13 protein-coding genes are annotated in these 21871 nt (G+C 59.0%); 6 read left to right on the forward strand and 7 right to left on the reverse strand.

The annotated features are described in order from the left end of the window. The first annotated feature begins 102 nt into the window (after positions 1 to 102). Positions 103 to 3804 (forward strand): PKD domain-containing protein, encoded by a 3702-nt coding sequence (locus tag QEH54_RS13900; RefSeq protein ID WP_309019296.1) that lies wholly within the window; start codon positions 103 to 105, stop codon positions 3802 to 3804. An 84-nt stretch (positions 3805 to 3888) separates the two neighbouring features. Here the strand turns inward: QEH54_RS13900 and QEH54_RS13905 are convergent, their stop codons facing one another. Continuing rightward, positions 3889 to 5823, reverse strand: a complete 1935-nt coding sequence (locus tag QEH54_RS13905) for a methyl-accepting chemotaxis protein (RefSeq protein WP_309019297.1) — start codon at positions 5821 to 5823, stop codon at positions 3889 to 3891. A gap of 233 nt (positions 5824 to 6056) precedes the next feature. On the opposite strand from QEH54_RS13905, the gene QEH54_RS13910 reads away from it, so the two are divergent. Beyond that, the gene (locus QEH54_RS13910) at positions 6057 to 6446 is read left to right on the forward strand and encodes a metalloregulator ArsR/SmtB family transcription factor (protein ID WP_309019298.1); all 390 of its coding nucleotides are present in this window, start codon (positions 6057 to 6059) and stop codon (positions 6444 to 6446) included. Here QEH54_RS13910 and arsB read toward each other — a convergent pair. The 6 genes from arsB to QEH54_RS13940 form a co-directional block, all read right to left on the reverse strand. Beyond that, positions 6443 to 7528, reverse strand: coding sequence for an ACR3 family arsenite efflux transporter (gene arsB / locus QEH54_RS13915; RefSeq protein ID WP_309019299.1), 1086 nt, complete (start codon positions 7526 to 7528; stop codon positions 6443 to 6445). The genes QEH54_RS13910 and arsB overlap by 4 nt on opposite strands. Before the next feature lie 23 nt (positions 7529 to 7551). Then, positions 7552 to 7992 (reverse strand): arsenate reductase ArsC, encoded by a 441-nt coding sequence (locus tag QEH54_RS13920; protein ID WP_309019300.1) that lies wholly within the window; start codon positions 7990 to 7992, stop codon positions 7552 to 7554. An 18-nt stretch (positions 7993 to 8010) separates the two neighbouring features. Continuing rightward, on the reverse strand, positions 8011 to 9762 hold the full coding sequence (gene arsA, locus QEH54_RS13925; RefSeq protein ID WP_309019301.1) for an arsenical pump-driving ATPase: 1752 nt from the start codon (positions 9760 to 9762) through the stop codon (positions 8011 to 8013). A 25-nt stretch (positions 9763 to 9787) separates the two neighbouring features. Next, positions 9788 to 10243: an arsenite efflux transporter metallochaperone ArsD gene (gene arsD, locus QEH54_RS13930; protein ID WP_309019302.1), complete on the reverse strand. Its 456-nt coding sequence runs from the start codon at positions 10241 to 10243 to the stop codon at positions 9788 to 9790. A gap of 140 nt (positions 10244 to 10383) precedes the next feature. Beyond that, entirely contained in the window at positions 10384 to 13191 is a 2808-nt protein-coding gene (locus tag QEH54_RS13935; RefSeq protein ID WP_309019303.1) for a rhamnogalacturonan acetylesterase, read from the reverse strand. A 264-nt stretch (positions 13192 to 13455) separates the two neighbouring features. Then, positions 13456 to 16269, reverse strand: a complete 2814-nt coding sequence (locus QEH54_RS13940) for a TonB-dependent receptor (RefSeq protein ID WP_309019304.1) — start codon at positions 16267 to 16269, stop codon at positions 13456 to 13458. Positions 16270 to 16656: 387 nt separating this feature from the next. On the opposite strand from QEH54_RS13940, the gene QEH54_RS13945 reads away from it, so the two are divergent. The 4 genes from QEH54_RS13945 to QEH54_RS13960 are packed head-to-tail and all read left to right on the forward strand — an operon-like array spanning position 16657 to position 21863. After that, on the forward strand, positions 16657 to 17526 hold the full coding sequence (locus QEH54_RS13945) for an HDOD domain-containing protein (protein WP_309019305.1): 870 nt from the start codon (positions 16657 to 16659) through the stop codon (positions 17524 to 17526). Continuing rightward, positions 17492 to 20326 carry a tetratricopeptide repeat protein gene (locus tag QEH54_RS13950; RefSeq protein WP_309019306.1) on the forward strand — a complete coding sequence of 945 codons (2835 nt, stop codon included), beginning with the start codon at positions 17492 to 17494 and terminating at the stop codon, positions 20324 to 20326. Before QEH54_RS13945 ends, QEH54_RS13950 begins: the two co-directional genes overlap by 35 nt. Further along, entirely contained in the window at positions 20323 to 21138 is an 816-nt protein-coding gene (locus QEH54_RS13955; RefSeq protein WP_309019307.1) for a hypothetical protein, read from the forward strand. Before QEH54_RS13950 ends, QEH54_RS13955 begins: the two co-directional genes overlap by 4 nt. Then, positions 21135 to 21863: a MotA/TolQ/ExbB proton channel family protein gene (locus tag QEH54_RS13960; RefSeq protein WP_309019308.1), complete on the forward strand. Its 729-nt coding sequence runs from the start codon at positions 21135 to 21137 to the stop codon at positions 21861 to 21863. The genes QEH54_RS13955 and QEH54_RS13960 overlap by 4 nt, the downstream gene beginning before the upstream one ends. Positions 21864 to 21871 lie beyond the last annotated feature (8 nt).

The following is a 21871-nucleotide window of genomic DNA, read 5'->3' on the forward strand; positions in this document are numbered from 1 at the left end:
GAAATCCGGAAGCAGCGCTTGATGGTTCCGCGCCGCGTCGTTTAGCATGGACCTCGAATCCCAAGCTCCGCCGGGAGACCCTCCCTTAGTCCAGCCCCCCTTGTGAAACTCCCCTCCCTCGCCATCGTTCTGATTGCATTGTCGCTCATCGCCTTCGTAGCGACGCGCCCCGGATTCAAGCCGCGCTGGAGCGAGGCGGTCCCGGCCGAGCTCCCTGCCTCCAACTCGTTGGAGCCCCCTAGCGAAACCGCCGCTTCCCTCGCCCAATCGTCGCAAGCCGAGCGCTCCTCTCCTCCGGCCAACCTCTCCGAATGGCTGCGTCGTTTTCGATACTCGGACCGCAAACCCTCTCTAGATCAGGGTCTAGACCTCGCAGCCGCGAGGCGCGCTCGCATGGCCCGCCTCATTCGAGAGGATCCGGGAGCGGCCATCGACAGCATGCTCCCCTACTCGGACTACCTGGCGCTGCCGCCCGAAATCGCTCGCTTGATCGAGCGCCCGTTCGCCTGCGCTACCGATTTCCAAGCGATCGCCACCTGCGATCAGCGCCACGCTCGACCCCATCCGACGCGCTTTTTCATCGACTTGGAAACGCGCCGCATCGAGCTCCATCTTCCACCGGAGCGAGCGGGATTGACCAGCAAATACCAGATGCCCCTCAGCGGCATCGCCATAGATGGGCACGGAACGATCCACCGCGCTGCCGCCCCAGCGCTTTCGGCGGGAGAGGCCTACGCAGCCAAGGAGTTGCTCGGCCTAACGATCCTTCCTTCCGAAACGCCTGACGTTTCGGTCTACCGGCTGGTCGGCGACCGTCTTCATCCTCTCGAGCCGAGCGAGCAGCTCTCCCTTTCCCTTCGCCTCTCGATTGCGGAGAAAGCCCCGACGCCCTACGCCTCGTCCGCTGCCCTCTCCTATTCGGAAACAACGCAAACCGTCGAAGCGTACCGAATCTACATTCACAAGCTGATCGAAAGCTGGACGCGCACCGCAAAGCGAATCCTTCTGATCCGCCTGAACTTCCAAAACGAAGACAGCGGGCTATCGCGCGAGACCGCCGAATCGTATCTCGATGCTACCGCTCACTTCGTTCACGAAAACTCCTACGGCAAGACCGAGGTCTCAAGCGACTCCGTCATCACCGAAAAGCTCACCCTTTCGAAAGGCGCCCAAGACTACGGAAACGGCGACGAATTCGACTACCACCAGCTGAAATACGATGCCTTGGACCTCGCTCGAGAAGCCGGGCACGATCCCGATCAATTCGACATCGTCATCTACCAGTTTCCCCACAAATCGCTAGACTGGGGCGGACGCGCCAGCATCGCCGGCAAAGACCAATGGATAAACGGCACCTCGCACAGCAAAACCTTCGTTCACGAAATCGGCCACAACTACGGATTGTATCACGCCAGCCTGTGGAAGCCCCTCCCGCCAAGCATCATGTCGCCTCCCGGCGAAGACTATACCCTCAACTCGCCCTTTCATGACGAATACGGTGACTATTCCGATCCCATGGGCCGCAGCGGACCGGAAAACCACTACAGCGCCTACGGCAAAGCTCGCCTGCTCTGGTTCGACGAAGACCAGATTCTCAATTTGGAGAGCGGGGTCGATCGCGTCATTCGACTGTATCCATTCGACGACCCCAATGTCGATCCTACCCGTATCCGTCTTTTGAATATACAGTATTCGGAGAGCGAAGTCTTCAACATCGCCTATCGATACAACGCGTCAGGATCTACCAATTTCGACCAAGGAGCCTACGTCACCTGGGCCTACACCGCTGATCGCGCCAGGCTGCTCCACATGGATGGACGAGCCCAGAGCCAAAGCTCAAGCAAGAAAGCCGCCTTGGAAGTCGGCCAAACCTTCGCCGATCCAACAGGAGTCGTCTCCCTCCAAACGAACGCGCGCGGAGGAGAAGGGCCAGACGCTTGGATCGAGGTAAAAGCAAGTCTGCGAATCGACAACAACGAGCCGCCTATCATCGTCGACAGACAGTTTCCCGCCAGCGTCAAAGCGCGTACCGTCTACGATTTTCAACTACAGGCCTACGACCCCGAAAACGAGCAGCTCTCCTACGAGTGGAATTTCGGAAACGGATACCCGATCGCCTCTCAAACGCCGACTCTCTCCCATTCGTATCCAGTCGGCGGCGACTACGAGATTGAGATCACCGTCAAGGACAGCGTAGGAAACTACGCCCGCCAACGGGTCCCCCTCACTGTTTCGGATCCGCTCGCCCCGCTGAGCCACATCTATCCTTGGGGCTACTATCCCGCCCATTTCCTCAGGTACCAGGAAGGCCGATTTCTGGCTCGCTCCTACGAAGACATCTACCTCTCCATCGACGGGGAAAACTGGACCTCCTCCAGCCCAGATCTAGCAGTCTACTGTTCCCTCATCGCCGATGGCGCCATCTTCGCCGCCGGCCGGAACTGGGCGGCGGGCTCTTTCCACTACCAGGGTGGCATTGCCGTTTCCCGCGAGGGGCGGGATTGGACTGCTCTCGAACTCCCGGAGGAAACGACCCTAATTCACGACCTTGCGTACGGGGACGCTACCTTGCTCGCTCTGACGGACAATGCGATCCTTTCCACCCACGACTACGAAAACTGGCAGGTCGCTGCAGCGCCCTGGCGGCAGTATCGCAAGGGACTCTGCTTCGGAAACGGGGCGTTCCTCGCCATCGACGAGCGATCCCGCCTGTTCGCCAGCTACGACTCAGGCCGTACTTGGCAGGACATTACGAACCGCCTGAAAACCAGTTCCGTCAGCCACGTGGTTTTCAACAACAACGCGTTCCATTGCGTATCGAACAACAAACTACACCTGTCCAGCGATGCTATCGACTGGCGAGAGGTGGACATATCGACGCCGGGAGCCTCACTCGTTTCCGCCGAAGCCATGGCGTTCTCACCCGAACTCGCCTACATAAGCGGCATCGCCAACACCCCCGGAAAGCCCGAGGTCTACAAGAAGACGCTCTACTCCGACGACTACCTGAACTGGCACGCCACGACCGCCCCCAACTACAATCATTTCGATGCAGTCGCCATCGGGAACGGGCGACTTCTCGACGCCAGCGAACGCGGAACCCTCACCATCAGCCAAGCGTTCCAGCCCAACGCGGCTCCCACGGTGGAGCTTTCAACTTACCCGCCGCAGGCCACGAAGAGCGACCATCCGATCATCATCGAAGCCAACGCAAACGATCCCGACAACGACCCGCTCCATTACTTCTGGTCCACCGGCGACGGCCACTACAGTTCGTATTCAAATTCCCTCTACGCAAGCGCCGAGACAGAGACGCCCCTATCCGCTCGCTTGCTTGTCAGCGATACCCGGGGAGGCATTGCGGAAGCCACGCTCATGCAGCAGCTTGAGGATTCCGTCGGGGCTCCGAACCCTTTCCAGCGCTGGACGGCGGAGCGAAACTATCCAACCGACTTCGACATCGGCCGAGACAGCGATCTTGACGGCCGCAGCGACTTCGCGGAATACGCCTTCGATACAGAGAAGCTCAAGCTGCCTCGAGCCTCCTCCGATCTCGCCTCGGCGGCGCTCTTCACTGGAGATTCACAGCTAAGCTACCACTGCCTGATATCGAACGACCTCTCGAGCTGGCGCCATGCCAGACTCGCATTCGATCCCCAAAGCCAACGCTGGACCGTCGATTCGCAAGAAATCGTAATCGCCGAAGCCCGCTACACGGACAAGGGCGTCTGGCAGCTCGGTTTCCGGTTTCTATCGGAAAGCAACGCTCGCTTCATCCGGTTTCGCGCCGAGCGCTCGCGCTAGGGCCAAGTCCTCCCGAGAAAGCGAACAAACTCCAGAAGCTCGGCCCGCCACTGCAGGGACCGCAGCATTTCGACGGGCATCGCCTCAGTTCCAGAAGGTCTCCGCTGAGGGACCGACCTGCTCGCGCGTCTGACGCGCCCCATACCCCTGCGTAGGGGAGCGCGACGATATCGTATCGCCTGCGCCGGAGACGGAACGGTCTCCCTTCACGCCGCACATGCTTTCCAGTTGCTGCGTCTTTCTCACGATCCCGTCCGCGGAATCCGAAAGCATTTCCGCGGCGCTGGCCACTTCCTCGGAACTCGAAGCGTTCTGCTGCGTGATCTGGTCGATCTCTCGAATCGCAGAAGAAACCTGCTGTATCGAGATGCTTTGCTGCTTGGAGGTGTTGGCAATCCTGTCGATCTCCTCCCTCAAGGAGCCGGTGGCTTCGCGGATCTCGTTCAAGCGCTGCTTCACGCCTTCGCTCGCATTCTGGCCCATGCCTATTCGCTTGATCGCGTCATCGATCTGGTCACGCGTCGATTGGGCCGAGCGGCCGCTCTTCTGAGCCAGACTTCGCACCTCGTCCGCCACGATGGCGAAACCAGCGCCCGCCTCTCCCGCTCGCGCCGCCTCGACCGCGGCGTTCAGAGCAAGCAAATTGGTTTGAAACGCGATTTCCTCGATCGTTTTGGTGATGGCTGAAATCTGCTGGCTCGACTCGCTCATAGCCCGCATGGCATCAGTCAAGAGCTCCACCTCCTGGCCCCCTTGCTCCGCGGTCGCTTGAGCTCCCTGCCCAAGGGCCACGATGCGATCCAAGGCGTCGCTGTTATGCTTGGCGAGCGACTCCATTTCGATCATCGAGGCGCTGATTTCCTCCACCGAAGCAGCCTGACGCGTACCGCCCTCAGCTAAGCGGCTGCTGGTTTCGCGAAAGACGTGAGCGACCTTCTGTCCATGTCTCGCGTCCTCTCTCAGCTCCGAGCCGACCTGCTTCAACTGGGCGGTGATGTGCCGGACAAAGTACCAGCCGGTCCCGAGCATGGCGAACAGACAGAGCGCCCCCACCAGAAACGACTGCCAAACCGCCCATCGTGCGCTGGCGATTTCCTCCTTTGTAAAGGCCTGTATGTCCGCACCCGAACTCTGGATACAGATTTCTATCCCTTCGTCCAGTTCGTCCACCGCCGCTCGCAGCGCTCTAAAATACTCGGGCGAATCATCGATCTCATTCGCCCCCTCATCCTTTCCCGTTAGCACGATGTCATCGCAAACCTGCAAAAACCGTTCCAGGCTCTCGTTGTCCAAACGCTCGCCAATCAAGGCCTTTATCTCGGGCACCGATACCTGACGCAGAAGCACGAGCTGATCCTCCGCCACTTCGCGAAACGAAGCGCTCATCACCATGGCGTCATTTCCGATGGCATCATTCTCTAGCCAATACAGCATCGCTCCCGCCTGATTGGTATAGTCGAGCTTGAACCCTACCAATGCTCCCGCAACGATCATGCGACGCAGCAACGCGCCGTTGCTCGTCTCGTTGCTTAGTAGTGGTATCCTTGATACGAGATCATTGACCTCCTTCTGATACTTTTGAGTGGTGAACCAATTGTTCTCCGCAAGGCTAGCCCCCACCACCGATTCGCGATACTCCTGCAGCCTGATCCGCAAATCTTCGATCCAGACCAGCGTCTCGTTGAGCTCGGAAGAGTAATCCTCGTTTTCCATTTCCGAACGAATTCGCCCGATCCCGAGCAGAATCTCGTCGCTGCGAGCGGCGCAGTTTTCGAAGATCTCCACACCTTCTCCGCTCCGCCCCTGCTTGGCCTCTCCCCAAGCGTTCCAAGAGAAGTTTCCTTCGTTTGTCACCGAATCCGCGAGCTCCGAAAAACGAACCAGCAAGGCGGCGACCTTCTCGAATCGCTGAAGCTCGGCCAACCGTTTGCTCGATTTGAAAAACAACGTGCCGGACAGGAACAAGGTGAACACGAGAGCCAAGGCGACGAGAGCAAGAATCTGTCTGCGAACAGTCATGGGAGGAGTAGAGTGCCGAGGTAAAAGGACGGGGATGCGGGTGATGGTACGAGAAAGGCCTTCGAAGGCATTGCCCCACAGGTCAAATCGGCCTATCGCGAAAATGTTTACTCCCAGCAGCTCGGTTTACCAAAGATTCACCAGTCGTCAGCGCATCTCGATACCATAGGGTCGCCAGGCCCCGGGGAAACCAGTCACGGCTCCTCGGCATTGACTCAACACGGCAACGGCGAATGATCGCCTCCATGGATTGCGTTTCCATCTACAAGTGCCTGGCTGACGAAACCCGACTGCGAATCCTAAACCTGCTACGCTCCGGGCCTCTCTGCGTGTGCCACGTGCAGGCTGCCCTCGAGCTCACCCAGTCCAACGTCTCCAAACAGCTCTCCCACCTGAAACGACACGGCCTGCTCAGGTCACGCCGGCACAACAACTGGACCATCTACGAACTCGCCCCCGACGCTTCGCCGATCGCTTCCAGCAATCTCCAGCAGCTGAGTTCGACCTGCTTCCGCCAATCCCCCTACCGAGAGGACGCCCAGCGCCTGGGCAAGATCGACACCAGCGTGGCCTGCCAGCCCCAGCCGATCGCAACCTGCTGCGACGCCGAGACAACCTGCTAGCCCGCGGCGAAGAGCCGCTTGCGAAACCAGAAGGCGACGCTGACTAGACCGATCATCACCGGCACTTCCACCAGCGGTCCAATCACCGCAGCGAAGGCCGCCCCGCTACCGATGCCAAACACCGCCACCGCTACCGCGATGGCTAGTTCGAAGTTGTTGCTGGCCGCGGTGAAGCTAAGCGTCACGCTCTGACGATAGTCAGCCCCGACCCACTTGCCCATCAGGAAGCTGATTACGAACATGATCAGAAAGTAGATAGTCAGCGGTATCGCTATCAGCAATACATCAAACGGGACCTCCAAAATCCGATCTCCCTTGAAACTGAACATCAGCACGATGGTGAACAGCAAAGCGATTAGCGTGATGGGACTGATCTTTGGTATAAAAACCTGCTCGTACCAATCGCGGCCTTTGAGCTTCACGCCGACATACCGCGTCAGCATACCTCCGAAGAAAGGTATCCCCAAATAGATGAATACGCTCTGCGCCACCTCTCCCATAGTGATTGCCACCACGCTCCCTTCGAGTCCGAACGCGGCCGGTAGGTAAGTTATGAATACCCAGGAATAAAGGCTGAAGAATACGATCTGAAACACGCTGTTGAACGCCACCAGACCCGCTGCGTATTCACTATCTCCCTCCGCCAGCTCGTTCCAGACAATCACCATCGCGATGCAGCGAGCCAGACCGATCAGGATCACCCCAGTCATGTATTCAGGATGATCGCGCAAGAAAAGGATCGCCAAAGCGAACATCAGAACAGGTCCAATCAACCAGTTCTGCGCTAGCGATAGCGACAGGACCTTGAGGTTTCGAAAAACGCGATGCATCTCCTCGTAGCGCACCTTGGCCAAGGGTGGATACATCATCAGCACCAGGCCGATCGCGATAGGCACATTGGTGGTGCCGACCTGGAAGCGGTCCAAAAAGTCCGTCACCCCATCCCAAAGCGATCCGATCGCCACGCCTAAGGCGATGGCCAAAAAGATCCAAAGGGTCAGAAAACGATCGAGGAACCCGAGTCGCTTGCGTTCGGTCGGACTGCAAGCGTTGGCCGATGGCTGAGGAGTGGGATGGGACATGGCTAGCGTTTTTGAAAAGCGTTCTAGTTCTTGGGAGCTTCCAGCAGCCCTGCGGCGTAGGCTTCGAACACCAGCTTGATCTGGTCGCGAATGCGGCGAAACGCGTCGATCGCCTGCTCGCCTTCGCGCTGGGCATGCGGTGGATCCTCGAAGCCCCAGTGGTAGCGATTCACCATGCCGGGAAACACCGGGCAGGCATCGTTTGCGTTTCCGCAGACCGTAATGACCGTGTCAATACCGGCATCGAGAAACTGATCCAAGTGCTTCGAGCTATGATCCGAAACGTCGATCCCGATTTCCTTCATCACTTCGATGGCCAACGGATGCACGTAGCCTGACGGCTTGGCTCCCGCGGAATGAACCTCGTGAGCATCGCCAAGAGCGGATCGCAAAATGCCTTCCGCCATATGACTGCGACAGGAATTTCCGGTGCAAAGGATGAGTATCTTCTTCTTTGTATTCATGGATCGAATTCTAAAAAATCACTTTCTGGACAGGGCGGCCTTGAGCTCCGCCCGCCATGGCTCCACCGACCAGCGCTTCGCATGCTGGGTGGCGACTTCCTCGATGTATTGAAGTTCGTTTCGAGCTCGCAGCCGCAGCAAGGGATCGCCGGTCTCGACTCCGGAAAGGCATTGGTTCAAGACCCAGGCGTACGGCTCGATTTCAGCCCGGCGCAAATCGCTTTGCAAATGCGCCGCTTCGTGCACGGGAGTCGCCTCGGGCAAGGCTACGACGATGACTTTGGTAAAGTCAGGATCGCGCAGCCGCGGCAGCAGGCGCTGGACGGGCTCCGGCAAAGCCGATGCATTGCGCAGCACTTCCCGGTGGTAGGCTTCCGTAGCATCGAGCAACAACAGGGTGTGTCCGGTGGGGGCCGTATCCAAAATAACAAACTGCTCCTCCCCTTTCGCGACCTCGCGAGCGAAGGCGGTGAAGACCGCGATCTCCTCGGTGCAGGGCGAGCGAAGCTCCTCCTCCAGCAAGGCGTAGGCGTCCGGATCGAGGTCCTTGCCCGCGGTCGCCAGCACTTCCTCCACGTGCCTGCGCGTCGTTTCCTTGGGCTCGATGGCGCTCACGCTGAGCAATCCGGAATCCTCGACCTCGGTATCTCCCACATGATTGGCTGGATCCGTAGTGGTCAGATGGGTACGATGCCCGAGCTCCGCGAGCCGCAGAGCCAGCCGCTTGGCCAGTGTGGTTTTTCCCACTCCGCCTTTGCCCATAGTCATCACCACGCCGCGACCGGCCGAAGCCAAATCCTCCACCAGCCGCTCGAATCGCGGATAGTCCGTCGCCTCCATCGACTCCACCGTTTCGATTGCTCCATGGGAATCCGAATACATGGCTCGCAAGGCCGCGATACCAGCTAATCCGCTGCCGCGCAGGCGAGAGCCGAACTTCGGCAAAGTCGCCAACCCCCGCGGCATGCCGAGCAAAGCGGCTTTGCCCTGCTCCTCCATCGCCCGAGCCAAGGCGTCCTCCCGATCTACCGCTTCAAAGAGGGCGTTGAGGATCAGACTTTGATTCTCGATGCCGAGCGCTCTCAGCTCGGAGCTGGCTCGATCCGCTTCGCGCAGCGACGGCTCGTCCGCTCGAGCGACGAGGACCAAAGTGGTTTGCGACGCGTCTTTCAAAGCAGCTAGGGCCTTCTCGTAAATCGGTCGTTGCTCCGACAGCCCGGACAATGGGCCGAGGCAACTAGAGCCGGTCTTGTTGCTGGCGATGAAGTCCGTCCACGCCTCGGGAAGGGCCAGCAAGCGCAGGGTGTGCCCGGTAGGGGCTGTATCCAAAATAACATACTCGAAGGACGCGGCTGTCGTTTCGTCTCCGAGCAAACGCGAGAACTCGTTGAAGCTGGCGATCTCCGTGGTGCAAGCGCCGGAAAGCTGCTCCTCGATGTTTCGTACCGTCGCGTCCGGCAAAACGCCACGGATGGGCCCCACGATGCGCTCGCGGTAGGCCTGGGCCGCTGCCTCCGGATCGATATTCATGGCCCAAAGATTCGGCGCCTCGGAAATCGACCGAGGCGTCTCGGTCAGGGTTTCGCCAAGGATTTCATCCAAGTTGGAGGCGGGGTCGGTGCTGACGAGCAAAACCCGCTTTCCCGCGTCGGCCAAGGCCACTGCAGTAGCGCAGGAGAGGGACGTCTTTCCCACGCCTCCCTTGCCCGTGAAAAAGAGAAACCGGGTGGCGGTCTCCGCCAAGGCGGCCAATGGACGTGCGTCGATCATCACGAAAGCGTTCGAACTCGGCAGGCTAGCAGCAGCCCGTGGATGGATCGCAGCACTCGTTCGATCGGTTTAGCTTTGGTCCATCCACTTTGACAAATTGGACGGGCGCCTTTTTCGCCTCGATCGGCTCGTCCTGACAGCAGGATTCACCTTCGCAGCATTGCGCGGCTGGACTAAGCTCCACCCCCAAGCGCTCGCCGAGCTCCTCCAGGGAAGGATACGTCCCCTGAAACGCGATCTCGCCTTGGGCGAAAACCAGCGGCAGAGCGGCTTCGCCCTTCTCCTCGAGCTCTCGCTTGACCATGGCGTTCTGGGCGAATTTCAGCGGCTCTTGGGCGAGATTGAAACGGGTGACCGAAACGCCAGCCTTCTTAAGCCGCTCCACCACGTTGGAGAACGCCACGAGCTTGGCGTCCGGAGAAGGACCGCACACTCCGGAGGAACAGCACAAAGCAGGATCGTAGATTTCAACCGTCTTCATAACCCGCTTATCCGGCGACGCATGGCCCTCGTCAAGACCATATTCCTCAGGTGGAATATTCCATCGCTCCCCGGGGCAGTCCGTACTGGAGCTCGCCAGCGACTCGGGCCGCCGAACACGGGCGCGATTCCGGTCCGAGACTAGTTTCCCAGCGGAGCTATATCACTGCTTATGGGGCTTTCGGCGAGGTCGAAGGCTTCCACGTCGTCGGGCCGCTTAGGATCGAAGCCGTCAAAGGAATCCACCAAGGCCTTGCGCAATGGCAGCTTGCTCTGGCGAATGCCTTCCGCGACGCACTTGGCCAGCTCATAGGCGCCGTAGTTGTTGTGGTGCGTCGCGTCCTTGCCGTCGTTGCTGAAGGCCAGCGGAGCCTTTTCAACCCCGAGAGCCTCGTAGAGGTCGACGCTCATCTTCTCCAAGTCGATCAGAGCCACCTTCTCCGCCTTGGCCACCTGACGCATGGCATCAGGATAGTCGCCGAGCGTGCTGACGATCTTGCCGTTCTCGTCGAAGTTGCGGCGCTGCATGGAAGTCACTAGCACCGGCGTGGCGCCGCGCAGCCGCGCTTCCTCGATCAGCATCCTCAGATACGCCTTGTAGGTGGTGCCCGCTTCCACGTAGGTCTGCGGCCACTGACGCTTCTGGTCGTTGTGGGTGAACTGGATAAACAGGTAGTCGCCCTCCTTCATCCCCTGCAGGACTTTCGCCAGACGCAGCCCGCTGATGAAGGATTTCATGGTTTCGCCCGATTCCGCATGGTTCGCCACCGCGACTTCCGGCTTGAAGAAACGTGGCAGCATCTGCCCCCAGCTCGCCGCGGGTTCGTAGGGCTGATCGGTCACCGTGGAGTCGCCTATCAGATAAACGGTCGGCGCCTCCGCCTTTTCGATCGACAACGAACGTACGCTGGGAGCTTCCCCATTGAACTCCAGCGTCAACTTGTCGTCCCAGTGCAACGTCCCGATCTCTCGCTCGTTCAGAGCAACCTTGGTTCCGCCAGGAGCGTATTTTTCCGGAGGGACGAGATAAGCGTCTCGCGTATTCACGATTACGCTACGAACGACTCTCTCCCCTTGTTCGGTCTCGACCTTTTCGAGGAGCAGACGGCGCGACTCCGCTTTCACCGTGTTGGAGCTCGCCTCGTCTTCGTCGCCGAACTCGATAGCGATGCGATAGTTGCCATCCTCCGCTTTCACGGAAAAGAAAAACGCCCCATCGCTGGCGCTCGTGCCAAGATCGTAGCCGTATCCACTTTCCGGATCGTAGACATGATCCTTCGCTACGCGAATACCGTCTTCAGGGGAAGAAGCATCAAGCGCGAAGCGGATGTTTCCGGTATTGGCCACGTTCACCGTCATCAGTCCAGACAGAGGATTCTCCTCGAGGGCCCACAGTCCCTGAGCCACACAGCGAGCGTTCAAAACAGCTCCCTGCTTGCTGGTATGAGTGTGAGCATCGGCGAAGAGCGGATCGACAGCTCGCTTTCCCAAGGCATCGTAGCGGTCCGCGATGATCGAGTTCAGGTCCACGAACGCGACGTTCTCCTGCTCGGCGACCGTCCGCGCCCAGCCCGCGTAGCTGTCCGGGCTGCGCGTGATGGTCCCGTCTTCATTCCATTTTTTCCTCGGCACCAGCGAGCAAACGATAGGCGTCGCGCCGAGCTCCCGTGCCTCCTTGATGAACTGCCTCAGGTACCAGCCGTAGGTATGCACGACCTCGCGCTTGCCGGTGACCATGTTGTCGATTACCTCCGTCTCCTCGCCCGTTCCCTTGATAGTACCGCGAGCCCGTTTGGCGTCATTGAGGGCGATGTTGTCGTTGTGCCCGAACTGCATCATCACGAAATCTCCAGGCCTGATCATGTCCTTCACTCGCTTCCAGAACACGCTGGTGTAGAAGGTGCGGCTGCTCAGGCCGCCGACCGCTCGATTCACCACGTTGACCCTGTTTTCGTTGAAGTGCGGGTCCAAATAGTCGCCCCAGCCCCATTCGCCATTCCAGCCATCGCCTCGACCATTTCTCACCGTGGAGTCGCCGATCAGAAACAAGGTCGGCAAATCGGTCCGGGCGGGAAACGGAAGATTCAGCCAGGTCGGATCGTCCTTTTCTACAGCCTCGCCCATTTCCGAGAGCCAGCCATCGACCGGACTCGGGCGCAACCCTTTCAATCCGGCCACCACCACCTCGGCATGCAAGCGAGCGCCCTCCGCTCCGGTATGCACATAGTCCTTGGGAAAAAGCGCGTCCAACGCCTCCTTGCTTCCCATCGGCTCCATCTTCTCCACCGCAAGTCCAGTCACGTCGACGAACGGCACGTCCAACTCCTTGGCCAACTCGTAGTCCCAATACCCATACATACCGGAACCGCGCTCGAGACGCCCGTCTTTCCAGAGGTTTCGCGCCGTGAGCGATAGCAGCACCGGCTGGCCTCCGCGTTCCCTCACATCGGAAACCATTTTGCGAATGTAGTGGCCAAACGTATACACGATCTCGCCCTTTCCGGTGACAGCGTTCTCGATGAAGACGCTCTCATCGCCCAAGCCCGGCAGCGATCCGCGCGCTCGCAGCGGCCGCGTCGACCCGGGAGGCTCGCGGTTGATGGCGCCTCCGTCGTTATGCCCAAACTGGATCAGAACCACGTCTCCCGGCTCCAGCTCCTGCAGCAGCTTGTCCCAATGCCCTTCGGTGATGAAGGTGCGACTGCTGCGACCTCCCCGCGCCTTGTTGAGCACCGTCACCTTCTCGCTATCGAAATAGTCGGCAAACGGCACCGCCCAGCCTACGCGGCCCTCTCCGCCCGGGGCGGCGGTGGAATCCCCCGCCACGAAGAGACGCGGCAGATTCCGATCCGTTTCAGGATCCGCTTCCGGTTCGTCACCAAAAGTCTTCTGGGAGGCGCCCAACGCAACTAACGCGCAGGCGATCGAAAGAAAGGAAATAACTCTCATGGCTGGGAAATGGGGTTAAAAGAAACCTTACTCCAGCCAGACGATCAAGAAGACACGCTAATCCTCTGACTGTCCGAACACCTGCCAAACGAGCAGCGCCCGATGCTTCCGTCGCGCAACTCGTTTTTGCAATGTTGCAAAAACGAGTTGCATCCCTGTTTCGACTCGATGGGTCGTCGTTTGTTCGGTTCGAGGATGAGACAAAAAAGGCGACCCCATTTCTGGAGCCGCCTTTGGCAAAGAGTCAACCAGTCTATATGGCTCCTAGAAGCTGTAGCGAGCGCCGAGGGCGAAGGTACGGCTGATGAGCCAGTTGCCGAAGCCGTTGGTTTCGGGATGCTCGTAGTAGCTCTGGTAGATTTCGTCAGTGAGGTTGGTCGCGTCGAAGGTCAGCTTGAAGTTGTCAGAGACGTTGTAGGTCAGCTGGAAGTCCAAGCTCTGCTGCGGAGCGCGGTAGACGCCGATCGGGTTCGCGAACTGAGCAGCCTCGTTGTTGTTGAGCCAATCTTCACGCCAGACGTAGGAGAGGCGGCTGTTCCACTTTTCCTTTTCGTAGGCGAGCACCACGCTGTAGGACGAATCGGATACACCGAAGAAGGGAGAGGTGTCGGTACCGACAACTTCACCAGTATCGTCGGTGACCGGGATATCCTGGATCGAATCCAGCATGGTGTAGGAGGCCTGCACGCCAAATCCGTCAAGGATGCCGGGCAGCTCTTCAGGGAAGTAGACCCATCCGAATTCGACACCGTCCAGCTCGCCATTGGAAGCGTTGTCCGGCTGCGAGAGGATGTAGTCGTATCCTTCGTAGGTCACGCGGTTGCGGAAGCTAACGACCAAGCCATCGATCTTGCGCTTGAAGACCGTGGCGTAAACCGCGCCGGCGTCTTCAAAGTAGTATTCGAACGCGAGGTCGTAGTTTTTCGATGTCGTAGCGCGGAGGTTGGGGTTACCACCAGAGGCGGTACCGTATCCGATATTGGTCACGTCTTCAACATAGCGGATGATCGGGTTGAGGTCCACGAAGCCTGGGCGACGCAGGGTCTCTCCGTAGCTGAAACGAGTACGGAAGTGAGGAGTCCAATCGTAGCGAACGGTGAAGCTTGGCAGGATGTCGTCGGTCGAGGTCGAGTCATCGGTCCAAACACTGTTCTGGAGATCGAAGAACTCCATATCCGTATCCACATTTACAAAACGGAATCCGAACTGGCCGTCGAGCCTGCGCTCGCCGACATCCGTACGGAAATCCGCTACCACGTAGGCGCTGGTGGTGACTTCATCGATCTTGAAGTTGGTCGTCAACTGGTGAGTGTCGGTGCCGGGCAGGCCGTACAGATCGAGGATCTCATCGTGGTTGTTGAAAATGTAGTGGCCGTTTCCAACCAACCAGGAGCTCGGAACGTCGGTGTTTCCATCGAAGAAGCCTGAGTTCTGGTAGGCCAGTTCAGGATGATCGCTAAGGCGCTGGCCAAGGAACGGAACATATCCAATCTCGCCCGGAAGTCCGTTGTTTCGGTCGAGGAAGCGATTCGCTTCAACGGCGCCACGATCATCGTAGCGGAGACCGAAGCGCAAAGCGTCGATGATGCCCCAATCCGCATTGTAGTCGCCGTCGAACAGGAACTCGATCGCGTCACCTTCGTTGCGGTAGGAGTTGTCGTAGAGCTGAGCGATGGTCCAATTCGCCGGGTTGGTCAGATCGTCGGCTTCACCGAAATTCCATGACGGATATCCGGATTCCGAACTGAAATCCACGTCGATCTGACTGTGCACGCGCTCGGTACGCATAGCAAGGAAGTCGCTTTCGAAGGTGCTATCCTGATAGGACAGGTCCGCGGTCAGCTTGAGGTTGTCGCTGATGCTCCACTTGCCTCCGAGGGCGAAGAGGTAGCTATCGGTCTTGCTCACGGTTAGGTCTCCACTCTGGAAACCGTACACGTCCTTCACGTTCTCACGCGACTTGACGATGTTGGTGCCCGGGTAGAGCTCGGCGGAGTGCTCGCCCAAGTTGCCCCACCAGTCCACGAAGGAGAAGTGCAGAGAGTTGAAACCTTCGTTGCGGTAGCCGTTGTAGAAGGCTTCGAAGGTGTACTCGGAGCTTTCATCCGGAGCGAACTGTAGAGAGATGTTGGCGGCCGGACGTTCGCGGTGACCGGTGAAGTCGCTGGCGAAAACCGCGTCGCGAGAAAGCACGTACTCGTATTCTTCACCGTTGAAGGTGAGCGTGGATCCCGCCTCGGATGGGAGACCGGCATCAAGTCCAGCCTGCCAGATGGGGTTTTCCGTCACGCGACCATCGGTAAGGAAGATGCGCTCGTAAGGGCCCCAGCCCGGAGGAGGATTGTTCGTGGTGAAGGGAACCATGGCCCCTGCGGTCACGCTTTGGTCGCGGTAGTTGGTTTCCGCATACGAAAGATTGATCAGAGCTCCGAACTTGCCCGCATCCGTTTCCCACGTGTTGGTGGTCATGAAGCTGACGTTCGGATCGTAGCTGCCTTCCTGCTCCTGATTGATGAAGCGGGCGGAAATCACGGACTTACGACCGTCGAAGTAGAACGGGCGCTGCGTCTTCACGTCGATCACACCGGCGATGCCTTGCTCCAGGTGCTCGGCGGAACGGGTCTTGAAAACGTCGACACGATTCAGCAGCGAGGCCGGGATGTCGGCGAGAGCGACGGAACGGCCGGACGCGGTGAAAATGTTGCGACCGTTGACCGTGGTGGCGATGTCGTTCATGCCGCGGATGGAGACCGTGGAGACTTCACCACCGGCGCGGTCCGTCACCTGAACGCCGGTCACGCGCTGGAGAGCTTCCACCACGTTGTTGTCCGGGAACTTGCCGATGTCTTCCGCGATGATCGCGTCGACCATCTGGAAGTTGTTGCGCTTGATCTCAACGCCTTCGATGAGACTCTCGCGGATGCTGCCTTCTACCACGAAGGCATCGAGTTCAAACAACTTCTCGTCCTCTTCCTGACCGAACGCGGCCAGCGGAGAGAGGGTGAGAAGAAGCGCAAGTGACAGCTTCGCTGCCTTCCTACACGTGGTAGGTTGCATGTTGGGGGTCATGGGGATCATAGTTTTGTTCTAGTTAGTTTACGCTTGTCGTGATTGATCACTGGGGAAGGGTACAACTGGCAGGCGCGCAGAGACGCCCTCTGCATGGCCAATGCGCGATTCCTGTCACCAACCCGCCAAAAAATTTTAGATGAGCGCGGCGATATCTCAAACCGCTGCTAACGCTTTTCTCAAATCGCCCTCCGGCATTCGCAGGTTTTTCACGCTCCATCCCGGGCGAAGCCCCTAGTCTTCGCGAACAGGCGAGCGCTTCGCTGCACGATCGCGCACCGCCGACCCACCGCTGTAGCCCTCGAGCGAGACCAGCAAGCGAACCGTTTTTCCTCGCCCCTGCCGCTCACGAAGCTTTTCATCCAAGGCTTTGATATCGAGCAACCTCGACCCCGCATGTCCTTCGATCAGATCGAGAAAATCAACTTGGAGCTGCTACTGGAATATTCCTCCAGCCTTCCCGCCTCCCCGCGCATCTTCGCTCGACTCTCCCAGCTGATCCAAAACGAGGACACCGCTCTAGACTACATCACCTCCCTGGTGAAGATGGACCCCGGTCTGGCCGCCCAGATCCTTCGGGTCACCAACAGCGCCTACTACGGAGCCTCGTTTAAAATCAACGACTTGGACACCGCGATCAGCCGCATCGGCTTTCGCGAGGTGCAAAAGGTCCTATCCATGGTGGTCGCTCACGAGTGCTTCTACCAAGCCCTGCCCCTGTACGGCATCACCGCCACCGAGTTCGCCGACCAATGCGTCGACGTGGCGGTCACCTCCGAAACCCTGGCCAAGCGCGTCGGCTTCGATCCCAACAACCCCTACATCACCGGGCTGCTCCACATCATCGGCAAACTGGCCATCAACCTCTACCTCGAACGACTCGACCAGTTGGCCGACATATCAGGCCTCGTAAGCGAATCGCGACCGCTGGAGAGCGTCGAAATGGATCTCTTCGGCATGACCCACCACCGCGTAGGCGCGGAGCTGCTCAGTCATTGGCAGTTCGAGCCCGCGTGCTGGCAGCCCATAAAAAACCAGTCCTACCCGGCCTCGGCCTCCACCTTTCTCAAGGAAACCGCCTTGCTCTCGCTGGCCCGCTGGATCGCCACCAAACTCGCCAAGTACGATTGGGAGGACGCCACTCCCGAGCACATCCGAAGCGCCCTTTCCCTCCTCGGAATCGACCCTCTTGATATCCCAATGCTCATCGACGAAGCCCGCTTCGAAATAAATGACCGAAAGAACATGCTTTCGATGCTCTTGTAATCTGGAATCCCCGGCTCCCCAACCGCCGCCCCCCACGACCCTAGCCCTCCTTAAAACGTACCTTCGCCTCCGTCTCGCAAAACGGCTGGCCGGGTTCGCCTGCCTCGCATTCGCCTGCCTCAGCGTCTCGTCACCGGAGATCGAATACAGAACCCTGCCCCAGCTGCTCCAAGAAGGCACGCGCGCCTTCGCGAGCGGAAACTATACCGCGGCAGCGGCAGCCTTCACCTCCATCCGCGAACACTATCAGGAGGAACCGATCTGGAACAGCAGCGAGCTTCCAAAAAAGCTTCTGCCTCTCAATGGATTCGCTTCGTTGAAATCGAAGCGCTACGCCGAAGCGTCGGACGCCCTGCTCCTCTACCTCAACGACTTCGCTTGCGGAGACCAAACCGAGCACTTCGCTCGCTTTCTCTACGCGGTCAGCTTGCTTCGTAGTGATAAGTTGGATGCGGCTCGCGAGGCCTTCGACCAGATACGCGACGCGGCGGCGAACACCGCGTTTTCCGACCTCGCCACTTTGCAGCAAGCCAGACTCTCCCCGCCGGAGAAAAGCATCCCCTTGCTGGAATCTCTGCTGCGCTCTTCCAAATCCCGACGCATCGCCGCGCAAGCCGCCTTGCAGCTTGCCGCCCTGCTTTCCGAGCAATCCCGCCCCAACCAGGCCGCCCTGCGTCTCGTCAGCCACAACTGGAGCGACGCGCCCATGCCGGAGCACGCCAGCCTGGCCTTCCTAGCCTTCGAACTGGCCGATCAGCTCGCCCCCTCATCCCCCGCTATCGCCCTACAGCTCTATCAACTCGCCCCTCCCCACGAGGAGCTGGTACACAAGCAGCGACGTCAAATACGCGAGCTGCAGGAGACCTTGAGCGATCGATCCCCCCAGCTCGAAACCGAACAGCGCCTCTGGACCGACTTCTACCAGGAAACCTTGGCCAACCTGACACGCCAGCTCGCCGCTCTGGAAGAGCAGCCAAACTACGACGATGCTCTCGACCTGCGAAAAGCCCGCTGCTTCCTGCAAACGCAACGTCCCATCGAAGCATGGCTGCTTCTGGAAGGCATCGCCCTCGACCCGAACTCCGAACACGCCGATCTAGCTCACTTGGAGTGGATCAGCGCCGCCCGCTCCATGCAGGCATGGAAAGCCTCCTCAATCATCGGCCAGGCCTACATCGAACGCTATCCGGAAAGCCCCGCCGTCGCTCAAGCGCTCTACTGGATCGCCCAAGCCCAAATCGATACCGAGGCCTACCAGGACGCCCTGCAGACCCTGAATTCACTGGTCAACCAAAGCGACATCGCTCAATCGCTTCGAACCAGCGCCGTCTACTTTATCGGCATCTGCCGCGCTCAACTCGAACAGCTCGACCTTGCGATCGAGGCTTTCAAGACCGCCTACGCCCTTCAGCCAGATTCGCTGCTCGCTGCCCAGGCCAAGCTCTGGCAGGGCATCTGCCTGTTTCAAAAAAGTGAATACACGCAGGCGATCGCCTGCTACCGCACCGTGCTGAGCCAGGAGGCTTGGCTCAGTCTGCACGGCGAAGCTGGCTACCGCATCGCCCTTTGCCACTACGCGGACAACGATGACCAGACCGCCTCGCAGCAGCTTGAGGACTGGTTCGCGAGCTATCCTCGACACGCTCGCCAAGACGAGGCCTACATGCTCTACGGAGACCTGCTTCGCGACGCCAGTCGAACGGGCGAGGCCATCAACGCTTACCTCAAGGTATCGAACGACGATCGCGAGCTACGCTTCTTCGCTCTCTCGACCTGCATCCCGCTCCTGCGCGAAGGGGACCAAGCCGACAAGGCGCTCGCCCTTCTAAAGGACTACCTCCAAGCCTTGGTCCCCGCAAAGCATGTCGGTGCCGCTCACGCCATCGCTTGCGATCTGCTAACGGAAACTGGCCAGAGGGACGCCGCTCGCGAACTGCTGACCAGGACCATCGAGCGCTATGGAAACGATGCCCACGCTCGAGGAACAACCGATCTCATCCTACGCGCCAGCAAAGAAGGCGCCCTCCAACCCGAGGCGCTTGGCGAGCAAGCCCTGAAAGGAAACCGCCATACCCTCGCCAGTCGGTGCCTGCTCGCGGTGTCCCAAACTCTTCAATTAGACGGAAATCACCCGGAAGCAAAACGTCGTAACCTGGAACTTGTATCCAAATTTTCGATCGACGACCTGCCGCCGGAGTGCCTGCTTGCCGCCGGAACCGCTTTGGGCGATATCGGATCCGTCGACGCTTCCGACTACTTCGACAGAATCCTAGAGGCCTTTCCCGACTCGGGTTTCGGTCAGCATGCTCGTATCCAACTTGCTCGACTCCACTTGAACGCAGACAGCTACGAAAGCGCCCTGGAGCAACTCGCTCACGTTTCGATAGATGAGCTCACCCCTTCCCTAAGGGCGGAAGCGATGACACTGCTGGCCAAATCGAGCTTTGAGTTGCATCGGTACGATGCGTGTCGAGATGCCTGCGATGGGATCTTGCGCGACCGCGCCTCCACGCACCAACAAAAAGCGGAAGCCCTGTTTCGCATCGGCGAAATCGAAGCCAGGCAGGAACGACCCGAGCAAGCCTACGCCTACTTTCAGCGGATCTTCACGCTCTACCGCTCGGAAAGGGAACTGTGCGCCAGCGCCTACTTCAACTGCATGAAAATCCTGTATCGCAAAACCAGATACGACGACTCCCTCGCTCTCGCGGAGGAGTTGCTGGTACAGGATGACCTAGAATCATTCCCCGCCTATCTCGCCGCCCGCGATCTGGCTGATGAAATTCGCCAAATGCAATGACCGACCTCACTCGCATCCTCATCCTCGCCCTCGCGTCGGCAGCACCGAGCCTTCTCTTCCGAGCGGACACCATCACCCTCACAGACGGAACCACCGCGCATGGCTCGCTGCAAGGCCGCGAAGCCGACTTCGTCATCCTCGAAATCCACCGCAACCAGACGACCGGATACCAGCGATTCTCCCCGAGACAGATCCGCCATATCCACTTTACGGAGACATTTCATGAAGACGATCAGGCTATTCTAAAGCTAGCAGACTACCTCGGCCTGCTTCGGAAGGAAGACGAGGACAAACTGGTGAACCATCTGGACCGCTACCTCTCGTCTGACGCTCCGCTCGCCGCCTTGTCCTACGCAAAGCTCTGGAAAAGCAAGCTTGCCCAGTCAGAAAACATCGAACGGATCGATCGTCTTCTCATCACATCGGCCCTCGCCTGCCAGCTTGTAGATGAAGCCGCGATCCATGCCCGCAGCTACATCCAAAACCACCCCTCGCCTCGCAAGCAAAGCGTTGCTCGTCTGGCATTGGCGCAAGCCTACCTGAAACGCGGCCTCACCGAAGCCGCTCTCTGGCAAGCCAGCTTTCCCCTCGCCCACGGAGCCGACAACCCCATCGACTTGCAACGCTGTCGCGAATTGGCCGCGCAATGCTACCGCAAACTTGGCTACCCTGCTGTCGCAGAAAGGCTCGTATTCGAAGACGAAAACGAAACCGAGAGCGAAGCGACGCGGACCATCGTCTTCACCCCACCTTCTCTTGTCGAAACCTCACTCGACTTTTCCCAACTCCTCAAGTCCCAACCCAAACCATGAAACCGAAGAGAGCTGTTACCCTCGTATCCGTATTCATAATTCCTTACACACAAGCCGCGCAAGGCGACGATTCCTCGCTTTGGGCGATGATCCAGCAGGGAGGGTGGGCCATGATACCGCTTGTCCTGACCTCCCTCGCCATGCTAACCCTCGCCATTCATTGCTTTCGAGAAACGAGGGCTTCGAACTTCGGCCTCAACCAAAACGTATCCGACATTTCGCTACTTCTAAGAGAAGGGGATGTTTCCAAGGCGATCGAGGAACTCTCCAACGAAGCCACCACACTGGGACGATCCCTACGCTGCGGCCTAGCCAAGCTCGACCCGAGGACGGGACAAGGCGAGATCCGCTCCGTGGAAGAGGAGATCGCTACCACGATCGAGCTGGAGGAAAACGCCATTTCCCAGTGGATACACTACCTCGCCGTGATCGCCAGCGTGGCCCCCATGATCGGCTTGCTGGGCACGGTCAGCGGCATGATCGGCGGCTTTCAAACCATGGCTAGCGGTGGCATGGGACGGCCAGAGCTCTTCGCTGGCGATATCGGCGAAGCCCTTATCACCACCGCCACCGGTCTTTGCATCGGCATCCCCGCCATGGTCGCTCACTCCTACTTCAACAACCGGCTCAACACCTTGGTGGTCGAGACATCGCGACGGGCCAGCGCCGTCACCGAAGCCTTGGCCAATTCCCTCCGCCAGCCAGAACGGGTTTCGCAAACCTAGACTTGCCC

Origin of the sequence: Pelagicoccus sp. SDUM812003, assembly GCF_031127815.1 — a bacterium.
Lineage (GTDB): Bacteria > Verrucomicrobiota > Verrucomicrobiia > Opitutales > Opitutaceae > Pelagicoccus.